Origin of the sequence: Streptomyces sp. NPDC020192, from assembly GCF_044388685.1 — a bacterium.
In the GTDB taxonomy this organism is placed as follows: domain Bacteria; phylum Actinomycetota; class Actinomycetes; order Streptomycetales; family Streptomycetaceae; genus Streptomyces.
Window position 1 is genome coordinate 335,144 of the sequence record NZ_JBIRXG010000005.1, and the last position, 18,323, is coordinate 353,466.

At 71.5% G+C, this 18,323-nt stretch carries 16 protein-coding genes; 5 read left to right on the plus strand and 11 right to left on the minus strand.

Going from position 1 to position 18,323, the window contains the following annotated elements; translation table 11 throughout:
- The first annotated feature begins 149 nt into the window (after positions 1 to 149).
- On the plus strand, positions 150 to 542 hold the full coding sequence (locus ACH47Z_RS13400; RefSeq protein ID WP_399073348.1) for an SCO5389 family protein: 393 nt from the start codon (positions 150 to 152) through the stop codon (positions 540 to 542).
- Positions 543 to 650: 108 nt separating this feature from the next.
- On the opposite strand, the gene ACH47Z_RS13405 is transcribed toward ACH47Z_RS13400, so the two are convergent.
- On the minus strand, positions 651 to 1,679 hold the full coding sequence (locus tag ACH47Z_RS13405) for an LLM class flavin-dependent oxidoreductase (RefSeq protein ID WP_399073349.1): 1,029 nt from the start codon (positions 1,677 to 1,679) through the stop codon (positions 651 to 653).
- A gap of 222 nt (positions 1,680 to 1,901) precedes the next feature.
- Between ACH47Z_RS13405 and ACH47Z_RS13410 the strand changes: the two genes are divergently transcribed.
- A complete protein-coding gene (locus ACH47Z_RS13410; protein WP_399073350.1) occupies positions 1,902 to 2,234 on the plus strand; it encodes an ATP/GTP-binding protein in 333 nt (110 codons plus the stop codon).
- Positions 2,235 to 2,371: 137 nt separating this feature from the next.
- On the opposite strand, the gene ACH47Z_RS13415 is transcribed toward ACH47Z_RS13410, so the two are convergent.
- The 7 genes from ACH47Z_RS13415 to mce all read right to left on the minus strand — a co-directional run bounded on the left by ACH47Z_RS13415 (position 2,372) and on the right by mce (position 12,323).
- Positions 2,372 to 3,256 carry an ABC transporter permease gene (locus ACH47Z_RS13415; RefSeq protein WP_399073351.1) on the minus strand — a complete coding sequence of 295 codons (885 nt, stop codon included), beginning with the start codon at positions 3,254 to 3,256 and terminating at the stop codon, positions 2,372 to 2,374.
- A complete protein-coding gene (locus ACH47Z_RS13420) occupies positions 3,253 to 4,500 on the minus strand; it encodes an ABC transporter ATP-binding protein (RefSeq protein WP_399073352.1) in 1,248 nt (415 codons plus the stop codon). Before ACH47Z_RS13420 ends, ACH47Z_RS13415 begins: the two co-directional genes overlap by 4 nt.
- A gap of 101 nt (positions 4,501 to 4,601) precedes the next feature.
- Positions 4,602 to 5,375 carry an ABC transporter permease gene (locus tag ACH47Z_RS13425; protein ID WP_399073353.1) on the minus strand — a complete coding sequence of 258 codons (774 nt, stop codon included), beginning with the start codon at positions 5,373 to 5,375 and terminating at the stop codon, positions 4,602 to 4,604.
- 5 nt (positions 5,376 to 5,380) lie between these two features.
- Positions 5,381 to 6,334, minus strand: coding sequence for an ATP-binding cassette domain-containing protein (locus ACH47Z_RS13430; RefSeq protein ID WP_399073354.1), 954 nt, complete (start codon positions 6,332 to 6,334; stop codon positions 5,381 to 5,383).
- A 154-nt stretch (positions 6,335 to 6,488) separates the two neighbouring features.
- Positions 6,489 to 7,424 carry a cellulose-binding protein gene (locus ACH47Z_RS13435; protein WP_399073355.1) on the minus strand — a complete coding sequence of 312 codons (936 nt, stop codon included), beginning with the start codon at positions 7,422 to 7,424 and terminating at the stop codon, positions 6,489 to 6,491.
- Between the two features lie 182 nt (positions 7,425 to 7,606).
- Positions 7,607 to 11,674 carry a polarized growth protein Scy gene (gene scy, locus ACH47Z_RS13440; RefSeq protein ID WP_399073356.1) on the minus strand — a complete coding sequence of 1,356 codons (4,068 nt, stop codon included), beginning with the start codon at positions 11,672 to 11,674 and terminating at the stop codon, positions 7,607 to 7,609.
- 208 nt (positions 11,675 to 11,882) lie between these two features.
- The gene (mce, locus tag ACH47Z_RS13445; RefSeq protein WP_399073357.1) at positions 11,883 to 12,323 is read right to left on the minus strand and encodes a methylmalonyl-CoA epimerase; all 441 of its coding nucleotides are present in this window, start codon (positions 12,321 to 12,323) and stop codon (positions 11,883 to 11,885) included.
- A gap of 149 nt (positions 12,324 to 12,472) precedes the next feature.
- On the opposite strand from mce, the gene ACH47Z_RS13450 reads away from it, so the two are divergent.
- From ACH47Z_RS13450 to ACH47Z_RS13460, 3 genes are all read left to right on the plus strand, one after another.
- Complete coding sequence (locus ACH47Z_RS13450; RefSeq protein ID WP_399073358.1) at positions 12,473 to 13,672, plus strand: acetyl-CoA C-acetyltransferase; 1,200 nt, start codon at positions 12,473 to 12,475, stop codon at positions 13,670 to 13,672.
- 51 nt (positions 13,673 to 13,723) lie between these two features.
- On the plus strand, positions 13,724 to 14,680 hold the full coding sequence (gene meaB, locus ACH47Z_RS13455) for a methylmalonyl Co-A mutase-associated GTPase MeaB (protein ID WP_399073359.1): 957 nt from the start codon (positions 13,724 to 13,726) through the stop codon (positions 14,678 to 14,680).
- Between the two features lie 434 nt (positions 14,681 to 15,114).
- Positions 15,115 to 16,326 carry an MFS transporter gene (locus ACH47Z_RS13460; protein ID WP_399073360.1) on the plus strand — a complete coding sequence of 404 codons (1,212 nt, stop codon included), beginning with the start codon at positions 15,115 to 15,117 and terminating at the stop codon, positions 16,324 to 16,326.
- Here the strand turns inward: ACH47Z_RS13460 and ACH47Z_RS13465 are convergent.
- The 3 genes from ACH47Z_RS13465 to ACH47Z_RS13475 all read right to left on the minus strand — a co-directional run bounded on the left by ACH47Z_RS13465 (position 16,301) and on the right by ACH47Z_RS13475 (position 18,323).
- Positions 16,301 to 16,777, minus strand: a complete 477-nt coding sequence (locus ACH47Z_RS13465) for a MarR family winged helix-turn-helix transcriptional regulator (RefSeq protein WP_399073361.1) — start codon at positions 16,775 to 16,777, stop codon at positions 16,301 to 16,303. The two genes, ACH47Z_RS13460 and ACH47Z_RS13465, sit on opposite strands and share 26 nt — an antisense overlap.
- A gap of 92 nt (positions 16,778 to 16,869) precedes the next feature.
- Complete coding sequence (locus tag ACH47Z_RS13470) at positions 16,870 to 17,676, minus strand: AIM24 family protein (RefSeq protein ID WP_399073363.1); 807 nt, start codon at positions 17,674 to 17,676, stop codon at positions 16,870 to 16,872.
- Positions 17,673 to 18,323 (minus strand): AIM24 family protein, encoded by a 651-nt coding sequence (locus tag ACH47Z_RS13475; protein ID WP_399073364.1) that lies wholly within the window; start codon positions 18,321 to 18,323, stop codon positions 17,673 to 17,675. The genes ACH47Z_RS13470 and ACH47Z_RS13475 overlap by 4 nt, the downstream gene beginning before the upstream one ends.

Below are 18,323 nucleotides of genomic sequence, written 5' to 3' on the forward strand. Positions count from 1 at the left end.
TATACGCATTCTGCTGGTGTGGTCACCGACCGTTGCCTACCGTAGAGAACGGGAGGTTGCGGTCTGTGTACTGAGCGTGTTTGGTATCGCGAACTCCCCTTATCTGTCCGGCAACCCCTGCTCCCTGCGGGGGTGCGAGAGGAGAACCCATGTCGCTCGACGTCTCACCGGCCCTACTCGAACAGGCCGAGCGAGGCGAGGTCGACGAAGCTGAATTCGTCGACTGCGTCCGGACCTCCCTGCCTTACGCATGGGAGATGATCAGCTCCCTGGTGGCCCGGCTGAAGGTCGACGGCGGTCCGTTCGCCGACAACCTGACGCCCCCGCCGGACGAGCAGGCACGCGGTCAGCTGTTGCGCGCGCTCGCGAGCGACGCCATTCGCGGCGCGCTGCAGCGGCACTTCGGTGTACGTCTGGCCTTCCAGAACTGCCACCGGGTGGCGGTGTTCCCGCTGGACCCGTCCGCGGACGAGACGTTGGCCCGCTTCACGTCGGTGCGCAACCAGTTGCTGAACCAGTCGCCGGAGCTCCGGGACTGCTGACCGTACGGGAGGCCAGTGAGCCGCTTGCTTGCCGCTCCGCCCGCGGGAGGTGCATTCGGTACTGGGGCGGCAAGCCCCCCAGGTGGCTTGCGTGAACGGCCCGTCGGCTCAGCGGAGTTGGGGCAGCACCTCGGCGCCCAGCCGCCGCAGGTTCTCCTCGGTCGCCGCGAGATCGCCCGAGCCCTCCACGAGGAGGGCGAACCGGGAGATGCCCGTGCGCTCGGAGGTGGCCGCGAGCCGGTCGGCGGCCAGCCGCGGGGTGCCCACCGGGTGCAGCCCGCAGAGCAGTTCGGTGTAGGCGTGCGGATCACGCATCGCGCGCATTCGGTCGTCGACCGTCACGTGCGCCTCCAGGCCCTGCTTCAGCCAGCCCGGCATCGCCTTCAGCAGGGTCTCGGCCGCGTCCGTGCGCCGGTCCGCGAGCTGGCACACCCCGGCCGAGACATGGGCGGCCTCCGCGATCTCCTCGCCCGGCCGCCCCGCCGCGAGGGCACAGCGCCGCCACATCGCGACCATCTCGGCCTTCTCCTCGTCCCCGACGTGCATGCCGAGCAGCATCGGCAGCCCGCGCTCGGCGGCCATCCGTACGCTCGCCGGGGAGGTGCAGGCGACGACGACCTCGGGGCCCGGGATCTCCGTCAGCCCGTCGGAGGGACGGGGTACGACGGGCACCTCACGGAACCGGAACCGCTCGCCGTCGGCGGCCACCGACGGCTCCCGCAACCAGCGCAACAACAGATCGAGTGATTCCGGGAAACCGTGTTCGTACGCATCGAGGCCCGTGCCGAACACCTCCAGGTCCACCCAGGGTCCGCCACGGCCCACGCCCAGCGTGAACCGGCCACCGCTCGTCAGATGCAGCAGCGCGGCCTGCTCGCCGAGGGCCACCGGGTGCGCGGTGGGCAGTACGCTGACCGCCGTACCGACGCGGACACGGCGGGTGCGGCCGAGCAGATAGGCGGCCAGCGTGACCGCGGACGGGCACGTGCCGTACGGCACGAAGTGGTGCTCGGCCAGCCAGACCGCGTCCAGCCCGGCCTCCTCGGCGACCTCTGCCGAGCGGACCGCCCGGTGCAGGGCTTCTCCCGGACCCTGGCCCGGGAACTGGGCGCCCAGCACAAAGCTTCCTACGTACATCGCATTTCCTGCTTCCTTGGCTCCGGCTCGGAGCTCCCCCACCCGGCATAACCGTCTGACACGTGCGCAGGACACGGCCTGGCGGAGAGATTTGCGGATTGTCTTCAGAATGGCGGGCCCCGAAGGGGGACTTGTACGGGTTGGAACCCTTCACGTACCCGGCCCGGCGGCGCGTACGCTGGACGCAGCCCGTGCTTCCTGTATAGCCCCGAGAGGTGTCCCGTGTCCCCGCGTCGCAACCGGCCGAAGGCAGCCGGATCATCGGGCCGGAGTGCCGAGGACGACAGCGCCGGCCGGTACGGCGGCTGGCAGTCGTCGGAAAGCTGGCAGGGCGAGGACTGGAGCGTACGCCATGTCGCCGGGGCGAGCGCGGAGGGCAAGACCTACCGCTGCCCGGGCTGCGACCAGCTGATCCCCTCCGGCGTCCCCCACGTGGTGGCCTGGCCGGAACACGCGGGCGTCGACGACCGCCGCCACTGGCACAAGGCCTGCTGGAACGCGAAGGACCGCCGCACCACCCGGGTGCAGCGGCCCCGTAACGGGCCTAGGTTCTAGTCGCATGGAGCCCGATCGGCCGGCTCCCGCGCGGATGAAGAGGTGTTCAGGGATCCCGTCGGTATGCCCGTGAAACACGAAGGCCCCCCGTCGGCGTCGTGCGCCCGGGAGGCCCTCGGTCGGTCAAGCGGTCAGGCTCACACGTCCCGCTTCTGCAGCAGTGCGAAGGCGCCGGCGTACGCGGCTGCCGTCAGGCCCAGCATGATCCACAGTGGGTCCCAGCCGGACGGGCCGGAACCGCTCAGGGTGTTGTCGTAGAAGACGCCCAACTGGCTCGGAATGGAGTACTTGAACAGGAACTCCCGCACGCTCGCCAGCGAGGACGTGGCCATGAACAGGGCGATGACCAGCGGCGCGAGCACCGCGCCGATCATGATCGTGATGCCGCCGGCGGAGTGCCGGATGATCGAGCCGACGAGCAGCGAGAGCAGCCCGAGCAGCGCGATGTAGAGGCTGACGCCGACGGTGTCCTTGAGCCAGTCGCCGCTGGAGGGCGTGCGGGCGCCGGTGCCGCTCAGCATGGACGCGTGGATCATGGCGACGAAGGCGGACGCGGCCAGCGTGACGACGAAGGCGACGGCGAAGAACACGATCGACTTGGCCGCGAGCACCCGGGTCCGGCTCGGGCACGCGGTCATCGTCGTACGGATCATGCCGGTGCCGTACTCCGAGGCCGTGGTCAGCACGCCGAGCGTGATGATGCACATGCTGCCGAGCAACAGGCCGAAGAAGCCGAAGGTGAGCGGGTTCTCGCCGTTCAGGCTGGAGGTGTCGGCGTGGGCCTTGACCACGGCGCCGGTCAGCAGGCCGATGCCGACCACGAGGAGCACGAAGACGCCGAGCGTCCACATCGTCGACCGTACCGACTTGATCTTCGTCCACTCCGAGGCCAGCGCATGCCCGAGGTGGGTGCGCACGACCGGGATCGGCGAGGTGTAACCGGGGTACGACCCGCCTGGCGCCGCCTGCCACTCGGGCGCGGCGGCGGGGGCCTGCGGCATCGGGGGCTGGTGCGTGCTCATCGGGCGTCCTCGGGCTTGGTCAGGTCTGCGGGGGCGGGAGCGGCGGCGGGGGCCTGCTGCGGTGCGGCCGGCACCTGGCCCTGCGGGGCCTGCGGAGCCGCCGCGGGCGGCTGGGCCTGGGCGTACGGGTTGGCGCCCGGTGCGCCGTACGGGCCCGGCTGGGCGGTGCCGCCGTACGGACCCGCGGGGGCGGGCTGGCCCGGGAACGGCTGGCCGCCCTGCTGCGGCGGTGGCGGGGCGTACCAGCCGGGCTGGCCCTGGCCGGGGACCGGCATGGGGGGCTGGGCGCCGGGCGGCAACGGCTGCTGGAGGCCCGCCCTCTGGTCGACCGTGGAGCGGTAGTCCACGGCGCCCTGCGTCATCCGCATGTACGCCTCCTCCAGCGAGGCCTGGTGCGGCGACAGCTCCCACAGCCGTACGTCCGCCTCGTGCGCGAGGTCGCTGATCCGCGGCAGCGGCAGCCCGGTCACCCGCAGCGCGCCGTCCTGCTCCGGCATGACATGGCCGCCCGCCTCCGTCAGCGCCGACGTCAGCTTCTCGCGCAGCTGCGGCTCGGTGTCGGGGGTGCGCACGCGCGCGAAGTCGGCGGAGTTGGCCGAGATGAAGTCCTTCACGCTCATGTCGGCGAGCAGCTGGCCGCGGCCGATCACGATCAGGTGGTCGGCGGTCAGCGCCATCTCGCTCATCAGGTGCGAGGAGACGAAGACCGTACGGCCCTCCGCCGCGAGCGCCTTCATCAGGTTGCGGACCCAGAGGATGCCCTCGGGGTCGAGGCCGTTGACCGGCTCGTCGAAGAGGAGCACCTGCGGGTCGCCGAGCAGTGCGGCGGCGATGCCCAGGCGCTGGCCCATGCCGAGCGAGAAGCCCTTGGAGCGCTTTTTGGCCACGCCCTGGAGACCCACGACCCCGAGCACCTCGTCCACACGCCGGGCCGGGATGCCCGACAGCTGCGCGAGGCTCAGCAGATGGTTGCGCGCGCTCCGCCCGCCGTGCACGGCCTTGGCGTCGAGCAGCGCGCCGACCTGGCGGGCGGCGTTGGGCAGTTTGCGGTACGGGTAGCCGCCGATGGTCACCGTGCCGGACGACGGGTTGTCCAGCCCGAGGATCATCCGCATCGTGGTCGACTTGCCCGAGCCGTTCGGCCCGAGGAAGCCGGTCACGGCACCCGGTCGCACCTGGAAGGAAAGGTTGTACACGGCGGTCTTGTCGCCGTACCGCTTCGTCAGGCCTACAGCCTCGATCATGCTCCGCACCCATCGAAAGGTTCAGGACAGCGGGGCGCACGCCCCCGTAAGGGTTAGGAGGATATCGAGGCGCTGACGGTTCCGCCCAAAAGAAAGTAAAGCTACTGCGCGTCCCTGCGCTTGAGCAGCACATACCCGCCCACCAGCGCGGCGATCACCCACAGCACCATGATTCCCAGCCCGCCCCAGGGCCCGTACGGCCGGTCGTCGCCGATTCTCGGCACCACCTCCATGATCCGGCTGCCCGCCTGGTCCGGCAGGAACCGGCCGATCTTCTTCGTCGCGTCGACGGCGCCGAGGATGGTGGAGATCAGGAAGAAGAACGGCATCAGGATGCCGAGGGACAGCATCGGCGAGCGCAGCATCGTGGCGACCCCCATGGAGAACACCGCGATCAGCGTCATGTACAGCCCGCCGCCGACCACCGCGCGCAGCACCCCGGGATCGCCGATCCGCGCCCGGTACGGCCCGAGCACGGACTGCCCGAGGAAGAACGCGGCGAAGCTCGTCGCCATGCCCACGACCAGCGCGAGCGCGGTGGCCACCGCGACCTTGCTGAACAGGAAGGTGCCCCGGCGCGGCACGGCGGCCAGCGAGACCCGGATCATGCCGGTGCTGTACTCGTTCGACACCACCAGCACCCCGAACACGATCAGGGCGAGCTGGCCAAGCGTCATGCCCGCGAAGCTGACGCGGGTGGGGTCGAAGGAGAGCCGGTCCTCGATCGGCATCCGGTTGAACTGGCTCCTCGACAGCGCGGAGATGAGTATCCCGAGCGCGAGTGTGACGACCACGGCCACCGACAGCGTCCACACCGTCGACGCCACCGACCGGATCTTCGTCCACTCGGACCGGATGACCTGACCGGCCGCCATCGCTGTCACACTCCCTTCCAGCCGGTGCCCCAGTCCTGCGGGGCGGGGCCCGGTCCGGCCTGTGCGTGGTACTCCACCGACTCCGCCGTCAGCTGCATGAACGCCTCCTCCAGCGAGGCCTGCTGGATGCTCAGCTCGTGCAGCACGATCCCGTACCGCGCCGCCAGTTCGCCGATCTGCTCGGCCTTGCCCCCGTCCACCTCCAGCGCACCCCCGCCCGCCTCGACGACGGTGACCCCGGCCTCGTGCAGCACGTCCAGCAGCCGCTCCCGCTGTGGCGAGCGGATCCGCACGTACGACCGTGAGTTCTGCCGGATGAACTCGGCCATGGAGGTGTCCGCGAGCAGCCGGCCCTGCCCGATGACCACGAGATGGTCGGCGGTCAGCGCCATCTCGCTCATCAGATGGCTGGAGACGAACACGGTCCGGCCCTGCGCGGCCAGCGACTTCATCAGGTTCCGGATCCAGTGGATGCCCTCGGGGTCGAGCCCGTTGACCGGCTCGTCGAACATCAGGATCCGCGGGTCGCCGAGCAGCGCCGCGGCGATCCCGAGCCGCTGTCCCATGCCGTACGAGAACCCCTTGGCCTTCTTCCTCGCCACGGCCGTGAGCCCCACGGTCTCCAGTACCTCGCCGACCCGGCGCTTCGGGATCCCGTTGCTCTGCGCGAGACAGAGGAGGTGGTTGTAGGCGCTCCGGCCCCCGTGCACGGCCTTCGCGTCCAGCAGCGCCCCGATGTACGTCAGCGGGTCCGCCAGCTGGTCGTAGTGCTTGCCGTCGATCCGGACGTCGCCGGCGGTGGGGTGGTCGAGCCCGAGGATCATCCGCATGGTGGTGGACTTCCCGGCCCCGTTGGGCCCGAGGAACCCGGTGACGATGCCGGGCCGCACGGCGCAGGTGAGACCGTCGACGGCCAGCTTCTCGCCGTACCGCTTCGTCAGTCCCGCCAGCTCGATCATGCGGCCACGCTAAAACGGGACAAAGCCCCCTGCCACTTGAAAGCAGGGGGCTCTGAAGCGCCCCGTAAGGGGGGCGGGGCTGCAGTCGATATGCGGCTCCGCCGCGTGGGCGCGACCAGCCACGACGGACCCGCAGATTTCCCGCGACCCGCAGTTACCTGGTCTGCTGCGCCGGGACACCCCGAGAGATGGGCTCGTCGTCGGTCGTCGTACCCGCGGCGGCCACGGCGGCGCCGGTGAGCGTCGCCAGCATCTCGCGGACGTTCGTCAGCTGGGCGTTGATGCTGTCGCGGCGGTTGGTGAGCGCCGCCAGCTCGCGCTCGGATTCCGAACGGATCCGGTCGGCCTTGGCGTTCGCGTCGGCCACGATGTCCTCGGCCTGACGCTGGGCCGTCTCCACCGTCTGGCGGGCGCGGCGCTCGGCGTCGGTGCGCAGCTTCTCGGCCTCCAGGCGCAGCTGCTCGGCGCGGTGCTCGATCTCCGCCAGGCGCTTCTCGGCCTTCTGCTGGCGCGAGGCCAGGTCGCGCTCGGACTGCTCGCGGCGCTTGGCCAGGTTCGTCTCGAAGTCGGCGGCGGCCTGCGCGGCCTTGGCGCGGGTCTCCTCGAAGAGGGCGTCCGCCTCCTCACGCTTGGACTGCGCGTCCTTCTGCGCCTCGGCGCGCAGCTGGGAGGCGTCGGCCTTGGCCTTCTCGACGATCCGGACGCCCTCGTCCTCGGACTTGGCCTTGCGCTCGGCGGCGTAGGACTCGGCGTCGTTGCGGACCTGCTGGGCCGCCGACTCGGCGAGGTCGCGGTGCTGCTCGGCCGCCCGCCGGGCCTCCTCACGCAGTTCCTTGGCCTCTTCCTCGGCCAGGCGCAGGATCTTCTCGACCCGGGCGCCGAGACCCGCGTACGACGGCTCGGCGTCGCTTACCTGGGCCTGGGCGTTCTGCGTCTCGAGGTGGAGCTCCTCGATGCGCTTCTCCAGGGCAGTGATCCGGGCGAGAGCGCTGTCACGGTCGGAGACGAGCTTGGAGATACGTTCGTCCACCTGAGCGCGGTCGTACCCACGCCGCACAAGCTCGAAGCCGTAGGGGGAAGTGTCGCTCATGGGGTTCCTGTCAATGAGACCGGTGAGGTGATAAGGGGAATCCTAGGGGCCGAAGCGGTGTGTCATCGAGCGGATACGGTTTTGATCTGGAGAATGGCACCTCTTTTGAGTGGCTGACCGTCGGACGGCTTGCCAAGGACTCGGGCAAAGCCCCCAGAAGACACCGGAACGCAACCTGAGTGCTAGCTGTCTGACGCCTTGCCACCCGAACGGGGTGCGCCGACCGTCGCGCCCGCCTTGACCCCGCCGTCCTTGCCGGCCGAGGGGGCCTCGAAGGACTCCAACGCCTCCAGCACGTCCTGGACACGGGAGATCTCGGCGTTGATGTCCTCGCGCCGGCGCACCAGGACCTCCAGCTCGCGCTTGCCCTCCTCGACCGTGCGCCGGGCCTCCCGGATCGCCTCGGCCTTCAGCTCCTCGGCCTCCTTGACCAGGCTGGCCTTCTTCTGCTCGGCCTCCTTGAGCAGCCCCTCCGCCTTCTTGACGGCAGCGATGCGCACCTTGCCCGCCTCGGAGCTGGCGTCCGACACCAGCTCCTTGGCCTTGGCCTCCGCCTTGGCCAGCTGCTCCTCGGCGGCCTTGATGAGCGCGTCGCAGCGGTCGCCGGTGGACTTCATCGTCTCGGCGGCCTCGCGGCGGGCCCGCTCGTGCAACTCCTCGATCTCGGTCGTGATGCGGTCGCGCAGCTCCTCCGCGCGCTCCCTTATCGCGGTCGCGTCCCGGCGGGCGCCCACCAGCAGTTCGTCCGCGTCCGTACGGGACTTCTCCACCCGGGAGTTGCCCTCCACGGTCGCCTCCGAGACGATCCGCTCGGCCTCGCTGCGGGCCGCGCCCACCATCGTGTCGGCCTGCGACTCGGCGTCGGCGGTGGTCTTCAGCGCCTGCTCCTGCGCCTCGCTGAGCAGCTTGTCGACCTCGGCCGTGGTCTCCGTGATGAGCGTGTCGACCTGCTCGGCCGCCTCCGAACGCCGCTTGTTGGCGTCCTGACGGGCCTCGTCCAGGGTGCGCTCGGCCTCCTCGCGCGCGGAGTTGACGAGCCGTTCGGCCGCCGCCTCCGCGTCCGCCCGCAGCTGCTCCGCCTCGGCCCGCAGCCGCTCGGCGTGCCGCTGGGCCGAACCGACCGTCTCCGCGGCCTCGGCGCGCAGCCGCTCGGCGTCACCGGTCGCGTCCCCGACGATCTGCTCGGCGTTCGCCAGCGCCTCCGCGCGGACCCTGTCCGCCTCGGCCACCGTCTCCGTCTGGAGCCGCTCGGCCTCGTTGCGGGCCTCGGTGATGAGGGTGTCGGCCTGCGTCGCCGCGTCCGAACGGATGCGGTTGGCGTCCTCGCGGGCGTCCGCCCGGGTACGGGTCGCCACCTCGGTGGCCTCGGTGAGTGCCTGCGACGCCTCCGTACGGATCCGCTCGGCCTCGGCGGCGGTCTCCGTCTGCAGCCGCTCGGCCTCCGCGATGGTCTCGGTCTGGAGCCGCTCGGCCTCGTTGCGGGCCTCGGTGATGAGGGTGTCGGCCTGTGTCGCCGCGTCCGAACGGATGCGGTTGGCGTCCTCGCGGGCGTCCGCCCGGGTACGGGCCGCCGCCTGGTCGGCCTCGGCCAGCGCGTCGGAGGCCTCGGTGCGCACCCGCTGGGCGTACTCGCCGGCGTCCGCGCGCAGCCGCTCGGCCTCCGCGATCGCCTCCCCGACCGTACGCTCCGCCAGCGCCTTGGCGGCCTCCGTCTCCTCGTTCGTCTCCCGGCGGAGCCGCGCGGCGTCCTCGCCGGCCCGCTCCCGCTCGGCGTAGGCGTCGGCGCGGACCCGGTCCGCCTCCTCCTCGGCCTCCCGCCTCGTCCGGTCCGCCGCGTGCTCGGCGGCCGAGCGCAGCCCGGCGATCTCCTCCTGCGCCTGCTCGTGCAGCCCGGCGACCGAGTCCCGAACCTGCTGGGCGTGCTGCTCGGCGGCGGAGACCATCTCGCCGGCCCGCCGGTCGGCCTCCTCCACCAGCCGGATCGCCTCGGCCTGCGCGTCCTCGACCCGCTTGCGGGCGGAGGCCAGCAGCTCCTCGCTCTGCTCGCGGGCGCGAAGCCGCTCCTGGTCGGCCTCCTCACGGGCGGACCCGAGGGTCTCCTCGGCCTCGCGACGGCGCCGGGCGGCCTCCTCCTGCGCGGCGGCCAGCGTCTCGGACGCCTCGGCGGCGAGCCGCTCGGCGGCGGCCTGCGCCTCCGCGCGCACCCGGTCGGCGGTCTCCTGCGCCTCGGTCTTCAGCCGCTCCGCCTCGGCGGCGGCCTCGGAACGCAGCCGTACGGCGACGGACTCGCCCTCGGCGCGGGAGGCGGCCGCGTCGGACGCGGCCTCGGTGCGCAGCCGGTCGGCCTCGGCCTCGGCCTGCTGCTGGAGCGTACGGATCCGCTCGGCGGCCTCCGCGCGCAGCCGCTCGGACTCCTCGCCGGCTTCCCGGCGGATCCGCGAGGCCTCCTCGCGGGCCTCGGTCAGCGCCTGCTCGGCCGACGCCAGCCGCTCCTGCGCCTCCGTCTGCAGCCGGGTCAGCTCCCCGGCGGCCTCGCCGCGGCGGGCCTCTATGGCGCGCTCGGTCTCCTCGCGCAGTTCGCGCGCGGCGGTCTCGGCGTCCGTACGGACCCTCTCGGCCTGCTCCTCGGCCTCGGTGCGCAGCCGCTCGGCCTCCGCGCGGCCGCGCTCCAGGGCCTCGTCGGCCTGCCGGCGCAGGCCGGTGGCCCGCTCGATGGCCTCGGTGCGGACCTTCTCGCTGTCCGCGGTCGCGCTCTTGCGCAGCTCGTCGGCGTCCGCCTTGGCCTTGGCGAGCAGCTCCTCGGCGGACTTCGCGCCCTCCTCGATCTGCGTGACCGCCTCGCGGCGGGCCTCGGCACGGATCGACTCGCCCTCGGCGACCGCGTCGGCGCGCAGCTGCTCGGCCTCGCCGCGCAGCCGGCGGGCCTCCTCCTGCAGCTCGACCGTCTTGGCCCGGTACTCCTTGGTGTCGTCCTTCGCCGCGCCCTTGAGCTGCTCGGCGATGTCGTGCGCCTCGGCGCGCAGCCGGTCCGCCTCGGCCTCGGCCTCGGTGCGGATCCGCTCGGCCTCCTCGGTGGCGGCCCTGGTGGTCTTCTGGGCCTCCTCCGACGCCTTGTTGAGGACGTCCTCGGCGGTCTTGGCCGCCTTGGCCAGCTGGCCCGCCGTCTCCTCGGCGGTGAGCGTACGGGCCTTCTCGCCGGCCTCGGCGACGATCTTCTCGGCCGCGGCACGGGCGTCGGCGATCACCTGCTCGGCCTCGGAGCGGGTGCTCTCGGCCTCCTTGGTGGCCTCCTCGACCAGCCGGGCGACCTGCTCCTTCGCCGTACGCGTCCGCGTCTCGTTGGCGGCCTCGGCGCTCGACAGGGTCTTGGCCGCGGCCTGCTCGGCCTCGGTGACCAGCTTCTCGGCCTCGGCCTGCGCCTTGCGCAGCGCCTCCTCGGCCGCCGCCATGCGCTCCTCGGCGGCCCGGCTCAGCTCGGCGGACTGCCGGCGGGCGGCGTCCGACTCGCTCACGGTGGAGGTGCGCAGCTGCTCGGCGTGGTCGGTGGCCTCCTGGGCCTGCGTGGACGCGGCGTTCAGCAGCCGCTCGGCGTCCGTGCGGGCGCGGCGCAGGAGCTGCTCGGCCTCCGCGCGGGCCGCCTCGGCGTCGTTCTGCAGCCGCTGGCGGGCCTCCTCGGTCAGCCGCTCGGCCTCCGCGCGGGCGGCGGCCATCGCCTGCTCGGCCTCCGCGCGGGACTCGTCCAGCAGCCGGCGGGCCTGCGACTCGGTCCGGGCGCGCAGCTGCTCGGCCCAGGCCACGTTCTCGTTGACGTGCGACTCGACCGTGGCGCGGCGCTCGGCCAGCTCCTGGTCGAGCTGCTGGCGCCGGGTCACCGCCTCCTGGTGCAGCTCGGCCTGGAGCCGGGCGGCCTGCTCGGCGTGCTCCTGGAGGATGCGCTGGGTCTGCGCACGGGCCTCCGCGGCCATCCGCTCGGCGTCCTGGCGCAGCTGGTCGGCCTGGATCTGGGCATTACGCAGCAACTGCTCGGCCTGGTACCCGATGTCACCGCCGTCGAAGGCGGGCCGGGTCATGAGGGTGCGGCGCGCCTCGTGCAGCTTGGCGCGCAGCACCTCGACCTGGTAGCCGAGGTCCTCGGCGTGCTGGATCGCCTTTTCCCGCTCGGTCCTCAGCCGCTTCATCTCGGCCTCGAACCGAGAGAGGTGGTCGACGTCAGCCGCCGGCTCTCGCTCCTGGCTCTCGTAGCCCCGCACTGCGCGGTCCCATCCGTCCCCTGGTCAGCTTCTGCAACGAGCTCCGTCCATCCGCCGAACGGGGCCCCCGGGGAATGGTGTCAGATCAACGGCGGAGCACGGGCTGCCGCCCCGACGCTCGTCCCCCGAAACCCGGACCCCGGCATCTGGTCGTCCCCCGCGTGTGGGGACGACCGCCCCCAACCCTACCGGCCCTTATGTACGGCAGTCAGTGCTCAGGGGACTCAACAGGGGCCGAAGTGACCAGTTCTGTCAGGACCCCGTGGCAATCCTTGGGGTGCAGGAAGGTGATCCGGGATCCCATCGAGCCGTGCCGGGGCTCGTCGTACAGCACGCGTACGCCCTTCCCGCGGATGCTCGCCGCGTCCCCGTCCACGTCCGCCGTACCGAAGGCGATGTGGTGGACGCCCTCCCCGTTCTTCGCGAGCCACTTGCCGACCGCGGAGTCCTCGCGGGTCGGCTCCAGCAGCTGGAGGTAGGAGGCGCCGCCGTCCGACGTCCCGTTGATCTTGAGCATGGCCTCGCGCACGCCCTGCTCCTCGTTGACTTCGGTGTGGGACACCTCGAAGCCGTACGTGGCCCGGTAGAACTCGATGGTCGCGTCGAGGTCGTGGCAGGCGATCCCGATGTGGTCGATTCGCGTCAGCATGGATTCAGTGGAGCGCCCGGCGGATGGTTACGCAACGTGCGCGCGATCACACCGACGGCCCGATGACGGCACGGAGTGCCACTCAGTACATTCGAAGTAAACCCTCGTTCACTCCTCGGCTGTGCAGGCCGGTAAGGGGATCGCAGCTCATGCCTTCTGGAACGACCAGCTCCGTGATCGTCGCGGGCGCGCGCACGCCCATGGGACGACTCCTGGGCTCCCTCAAGTCCTTCAGCGCGGCCGACCTCGGCGGCCTCGCGATCAAGGCCGCCCTCGACCGTGCGGGGATCGGTGGCGACCAGGTGCAGTACGTGATCATGGGGCAGGTGCTCCAGGCCGGGGCGGGGCAGATCCCGGCACGTCAGGCAGCCGTCAAGGGCGGCATCCCGATGAGCGTCCCGGCGCTCACCATCAACAAGGTGTGTCTGTCCGGCCTCGACGCCATCGCGCTCGCCGACCAGCTGATCCGCGCGGGTGAGTTCGACATCGTGGTGGCCGGCGGCCAGGAGTCCATGACCAACGCCCCGCACCTGCTGCCGAAGTCCCGTGAGGGCTTCAAGTACGGCGCGATCGAGATGCTCGACGTGATGGCCTACGACGGCCTGACCGACCCGTGGGAGAACATCCCGATGGGTGAGTCGACGGAGAAGCACAACTCGCGCCTCGGCATCGGCCGCGCGGAGCAGGACTCGGTGGCCGCCCTGTCCCACCAGCGGGCCGCCGCCGCGCAGAAGAACGGCCTGTTCGAGGCCGAGATCACTCCCGTGGAGATCCCGCAGCGCAAGGGCGAGCCCGTCCTCTTCAGCAAGGACGAGGGCATCCGCGCCGACACCACCGTGGAGTCCCTGGGCAAGCTGCGCCCGGCGTTCACGAAGGACGGCACGATCACGGCCGGTACCTCCTCGCAGATCTCGGACGGTGCGGCGGCCGTGGTCGTGATGAGCAAGGCCAAGGCCGAGGAGCTGGGCCTGGAGTGGCTCGCCGAGATCGGCGCGCACGGCAACGTGGCCGGCCCGGACAACAGCCTCCAGTCGCAGCCCTCCAACGCCATCCAGCACGCCCTGAAGAAGGACGGCCTGTCGGTCGGCGACCTGGACCTCATCGAGATCAACGAGGCCTTCGCCGCCGTCGCCGTGCAGTCAATGAAGGACCTCGGCGTGTCCACGGAAAAGGTGAACGTCAACGGCGGCGCCATCGCCCTGGGCCACCCGATCGGCATGTCCGGCGCCCGTCTGGTGCTCCACCTGGCGCTCGAGCTCAAGCGGCGCGGCGGCGGGATCGGCGCGGCCGCGCTGTGCGGTGGCGGCGGCCAGGGTGACGCCCTGATCGTGCGGGTACCGAAGGCGTAAGCAACCCCCTTGTGCAGGTCTGTACGTCGATGAACTGAACGGAGCTGTTTGATGCAGGACGTCTCCTCTCTGGTGGCCCTGGCCAGGGAAGGCCGGCCGCGGGCCGTGGCCCGGCTGATCTCCCTGGTGGAGGGGGCGTCCCCGCAGCTCAGGGAGGTCATGGCGGCACTGGCCCCGCTGACCGGCAACGCCTACGTGGTGGGCCTGACCGGCTCGCCGGGCGTCGGCAAGTCGACCTCCACCTCCGCGCTCGTCACGGCGTACCGCAAGCAGGGCAAGCGGGTCGGCGTCCTGGCCGTCGACCCGTCCTCGCCGTTCTCCGGCGGCGCCCTGCTCGGCGACCGGGTGCGGATGTCGGACCACGCCTCCGACCCCGGGGTCTACATCCGCTCCATGGCCACGCGCGGCCACCTGGGCGGCCTGGCCTGGGCGGCCCCGCAGGCGATCCGCGTGCTGGACGCGGCGGGCTGCGACGTGATCCTGGTCGAGACGGTGGGTGTGGGCCAGTCGGAGGTGGAGATCGCCTCCCAGGCGGACACGTCGGTCGTCCTGCTGGCCCCCGGGATGGGCGACGGCATCCAGGCGGCCAAGGCGGGCATCCTGGAGATCGGCGACGTCTACGTCGTCAACAAGGCCGACCGGGACGGCGCCGACGCGACGGCCCGCGAGCTGAACCACATGCTGGGCCTGGGCGAGGCCCGGGGCCCGGGTGACTGGCGCCCGCCGATCGTGAAGACGGTGGCGGCCCGTGCGGAGGGCGTGGACGAGGTGGTCGAGGCCCTGGAAAAGCACCGGGCCTGGATGGAGGAGCGAGGCGTCCTGACGGAGCGCCGGAAGGCGAGGGCGGCCCGCGAGGTGGAGACCATCGCGGTCACGGCCCTGCGTGAACGCATCGGCGACCTGCACGGCGACCGCCGCCTCAGCGCCCTCGCGGAACGCATCGTCGCGGGCGAACTGGACCCGTACCGCGCGGCGGACGAACTGGTGGCGGGCCTGACCCAGGGCTGAGGGTTCGCCGGCCGGGCGACTCACCGGACGAGTCCCCCGGCGACGGCTGCCGGAGCGCGTCGGCGCGGGCGAGCTGGCGGCGGGCCTGACGTAGGGCCGAGGGTTCGCCGCCCGGGCGATGTGTGGGGCGAGTGCCGGGGTGACGGCTGCCTGAGGGTGCCGGCGGTGTGCGTCGGCGTTGACGAGCTGGTGGTGGGCCTGGCCCAGGGCTCAGGGGTCGTCGGCCGGGCGGCTGCCTGAGGGCTGGGCGTCGACGGACTGGTGGCGAGGTCGGCCGAGGGCTGACCGGTCGCCAACTCGGCGATCCGGCTGCTAACTTGACGGACATGTTCCTCTCCCTGGCGTAGAGCGCGCACCGGATCGCGAGGCCATGTACGACCGGCCCTCGCGTCCTTCGGTGTCCCCTCTTCCGCCTTCACCAGAGGAACTTCCGCATGTCCACGCATGCCCCCGCGCGGCCCTCGTACGCCGCCGTCCTGCGCGTCCCGCACGCCCGCCGTGCCTTCGCCTCCGCCCTGACGGCCCGGCTGTCCTACGGCACGGTCTCTTTGGCCCTCCTGCTGTCCGTCACCCGGGCCACCGGGTCCTACGCCGTCTCCGGCGCCGTGATGTCCCTGTTCGGCGCCACGACGGTCTTCCTGATGCCGTTCCGGGCCGCCCTGATCGACCGCCACGGCCCGCGCCGCGCCCTGCTGCCCATGGCGGCGCTCTACGGCACCCTGCTGTGCGTCCTGGCCGCCCTGACCTGGCGTCCGGGGGCACCGGCGGCGCTCATCGCGATGGCCGCCGCCCTCGCCGGCGCGTGTGCACCGCCGCTGGGGCCGACGATGCGCGCCCTGTGGGCCGAACTGGCTCCGGAGCCCGGCATGTTGGCCCGCGCGTACAGCCTGGACGGAGTCGCGGAGGAGTTGCTGTACGTCTCCGGTCCGGCACTGGTCGGCGCGCTGCTGGGCTTCGCCCCGCCGGCGTCCGGGATCCTGCTGAGCGCGGTCCTGATCGTGGCGGGAACCTGCGTCTTCGTCAGGTCCCCGGGGCTGCCGGGCCCGCGTCACGTGTCCCGCGGCAAGCGGCGCGGCGTGGTTCACGGCCTGCTGATCCCGGTCGCCGTGGCCACGGGCGCCGGACTGGCGCTGAGCGCCGTGGACCTGCTGGCGATGGCCTTCGCCACACAGCACTCCTACGACACCGGCCTGGTGCCCTGGGTGCTGGGCGCGCTTTCGGCGGGCAGCGCGGTGGGCGGCCTGGCCAACGGGGCGGTGCGGTGGCGGGCGCCGGCGCGGGTACGGCTGTGCTGGTTCGCGGCGGGCCTCGGCCTGGCGATCGCCACGGGCGCCCTGGCCCCCGGCCTGTGGACCCTCACGGCGGTCATGGCCTGCGCCGGCGCGTTCATCGCCCCCCTGCTGACCACGGCGTATCTGCTGGCTGACGAGTCGGCAGCGCCAGGCGCCCGCACGCAGGCGGGCGCCTGGGTCAACACCGGGGTGAACGCGGGGAGTTCAACGGGAGTGCTGCTGACAGGCCTGCTGATCGGCCGGGTACCGCTGGGGGTGTGTTTCGTGCTGGCCGGGGGAGTGGCGCTGATCAGCGCCGTCGGCCCCTCGGCCGTCGCGACACACCGGGCTACGGACGCCCCCGCTGCCCTCTGAGGTGCTCGGCGATCGGCTTCAGGCCCTTGTCCAGCTCGGTCAATGCCTCTGGCGACAGCAGGTCGATGAAGTGGCGCCGCACCGAAGCCACATGGTGCGGCGCGACCTTGCGCATCGTCTCCATGCCATGCTCGGTCAGCACGGCGTACAGCCCCCGCCGGTCGGACTCGCAGTTCTCGCGGCGCACCAGGTTCGCGTTCTCCATCCGCGTGATCTGGTGCGAGAGCCGGCTCTTGGACTGCATGGTCGCGGAGGCGAGGTCGCTCATCCGCATCCGTACGTCGTCCGACTCGGAGAGGTTCACGAGGATCTCGTAGTCGTTCATAGTCAGGCCGAACGGCTGCAGATCCTTCTCCAGCTGATACGTCAACAGCCTGTTGACCTCCAGGTGGGTGCGCCAGGCGCACTGCTCCGCATCGGTCAGCCAGCGCGTGGCCGTCTCGGTCTCCATGAATGAAGTCTACCTAAGAAGTTGAATGACGAACTACTTCGGATGGTGTGACAGTGCGCACGCGTTCGATGTCACACTCCGCAGACTACCGCTCACAGCCCGAAGCGACGCTGGAGGTCTCCCAGCTGTCCGGGAAGGCGCGGTGCCCCGGATGATTGCGGACCGTGTCCGGCCGGACCCGGAGTGCCACCCCCGGGTACCCCCGGTTCGGACGGAACAACCCCCGTCGCCACTTCTTCCATGAGGCTCTCCGAGGACTGCAGAAGCACCGTCCCGGCGCCCACGAACTCGAACTGGTGCTCCTCGCCGGAGGCCCCGCCGAAGCCCGTCATCGCACGTAGACCGCCCAGTAGGCCCGTCAGATACCCGTGGTCGTAGTGATGGCACGGTGACGGACAGTCGGCCCACCCGACGAGCGCCTGCGGGTCGACCCGGATCGGAGGTTCCATGAACACCACCGGACCGTTAGATGCGGCGACAAACTTTCCGGTTCCGATAAGGGTCAGAAAACCTGGCACGATCGATTGCTTCAGCGCGAGACTTGGCTGAAAAGCGAGCAGGTTGCCCGCGCGAATGGTCAAGTTCCCGTCGTCGAGGTCGTACGAATTGACGTCGAAGGCCCGGTCGGCGAGCAGCATCTTGCCCGAGCCCTGTGCCACGACCCAGTCGCTCGCGTGCAGTGGCGAATGGAACGAGGTACGGACAATCCGGTCGAGTCGCCCGTGCCCGATCCCGTTGAACTCGATCGCCCCGTAGTAGGCGATCATCTTCCCCTTCTGCAGGAACCACTGCCCGCTCTTGAGCTCCACGCAGAACGTGTACTTGTTGACGTTGTCGTCGGCGGGCAGTGTCATCGGGTCGTACACCACCGGGCCGCCGGGGACTCCGTACGTGCTCACAGCTTCTCCTCCGAGGCCTGGACGAACACCGTGCCGCTGCCGCTCAGCTCCAGCTGGAAGGCCTCGCCGGAGCCCCGGCCCACCATGTCGCGCCAGCCGAGCGCGGCCGACAGCTTGTTGCGGACCTCGCCGTGGTGGGCGACGTACGCCTGCGGGTCGACGTGGACCGGGTGCTGGGGGGTGATCGGGATCTCGAAGACGCCGCCGTGTGCCATCACGGCGACCGAGCCCTGCCCCTGGAGGGTGGTGGTGAACAGGCCCTGACCGGTGACCTGGCCCCGGACCAGGCCCATCACCCCGCCCTGCGAGCCCATGAACATCGTCCCCTGCCGCAGCGTGCCCTCGAAGGCGAGCAGCCGGTCGGCCTCGACGTACAGGGTGTCGCCCGTGAGGTGGATGACGTGCACGTGATGGCCGCCGTGCCCGAAGAACACCGTGCCGCTGCCCTCGACCGTCATCAGCGGGGTCGCCTCCCCCGTCACCCGGCGCCCGACCATCGACATCAGGCCGCCCTGGCCGCCCTGGAGGTTGGGTGTGAAGGACACATCCCCCCGGTACGCGAGCATCGCCCCGCGCTGGCTGAACAGCCGCTGCCCCGGCACCACGGTCGCCTCGACCATCTTGGAGTTGATCTCCCGGAACGCCAT

Excerpts from the sequence above, each read along its gene's own strand:
- ACH47Z_RS13475 (WP_399073364.1), bottom strand. The coding sequence starts at position 18,323 with ATGGCGTTCCGGGAGATCAACTCCAAGATGGTCGAGGCGACCGTGGTG.
- meaB (WP_399073359.1), top strand. The coding sequence starts at position 13,724 with ATGCAGGACGTCTCCTCTCTGGTGGCCCTGGCCAGGGAAGGCCGGCCG.
- ACH47Z_RS13400 (WP_399073348.1), top strand. The coding sequence starts at position 150 with ATGTCGCTCGACGTCTCACCGGCCCTACTCGAACAGGCCGAGCGAGGC.
- ACH47Z_RS13430 (WP_399073354.1), bottom strand. The coding sequence starts at position 6,334 with ATGATCGAGCTGGCGGGACTGACGAAGCGGTACGGCGAGAAGCTGGCC.
- ACH47Z_RS13435 (WP_399073355.1), bottom strand. The coding sequence starts at position 7,424 with ATGAGCGACACTTCCCCCTACGGCTTCGAGCTTGTGCGGCGTGGGTAC.
- ACH47Z_RS13460 (WP_399073360.1), top strand. The coding sequence starts at position 15,115 with ATGTCCACGCATGCCCCCGCGCGGCCCTCGTACGCCGCCGTCCTGCGC.
- ACH47Z_RS13450 (WP_399073358.1), top strand. The coding sequence starts at position 12,473 with ATGCCTTCTGGAACGACCAGCTCCGTGATCGTCGCGGGCGCGCGCACG.
- ACH47Z_RS13420 (WP_399073352.1), bottom strand. The coding sequence starts at position 4,500 with ATGATCGAGGCTGTAGGCCTGACGAAGCGGTACGGCGACAAGACCGCC.
- ACH47Z_RS13465 (WP_399073361.1), bottom strand. The coding sequence starts at position 16,777 with ATGGAGACCGAGACGGCCACGCGCTGGCTGACCGATGCGGAGCAGTGC.
- mce (WP_399073357.1), bottom strand. The coding sequence starts at position 12,323 with ATGCTGACGCGAATCGACCACATCGGGATCGCCTGCCACGACCTCGAC.
- ACH47Z_RS13415 (WP_399073351.1), bottom strand. The coding sequence starts at position 3,256 with ATGAGCACGCACCAGCCCCCGATGCCGCAGGCCCCCGCCGCCGCGCCC.
- ACH47Z_RS13425 (WP_399073353.1), bottom strand. The coding sequence starts at position 5,375 with ATGGCGGCCGGTCAGGTCATCCGGTCCGAGTGGACGAAGATCCGGTCG.
- ACH47Z_RS13405 (WP_399073349.1), bottom strand. The coding sequence starts at position 1,679 with ATGTACGTAGGAAGCTTTGTGCTGGGCGCCCAGTTCCCGGGCCAGGGT.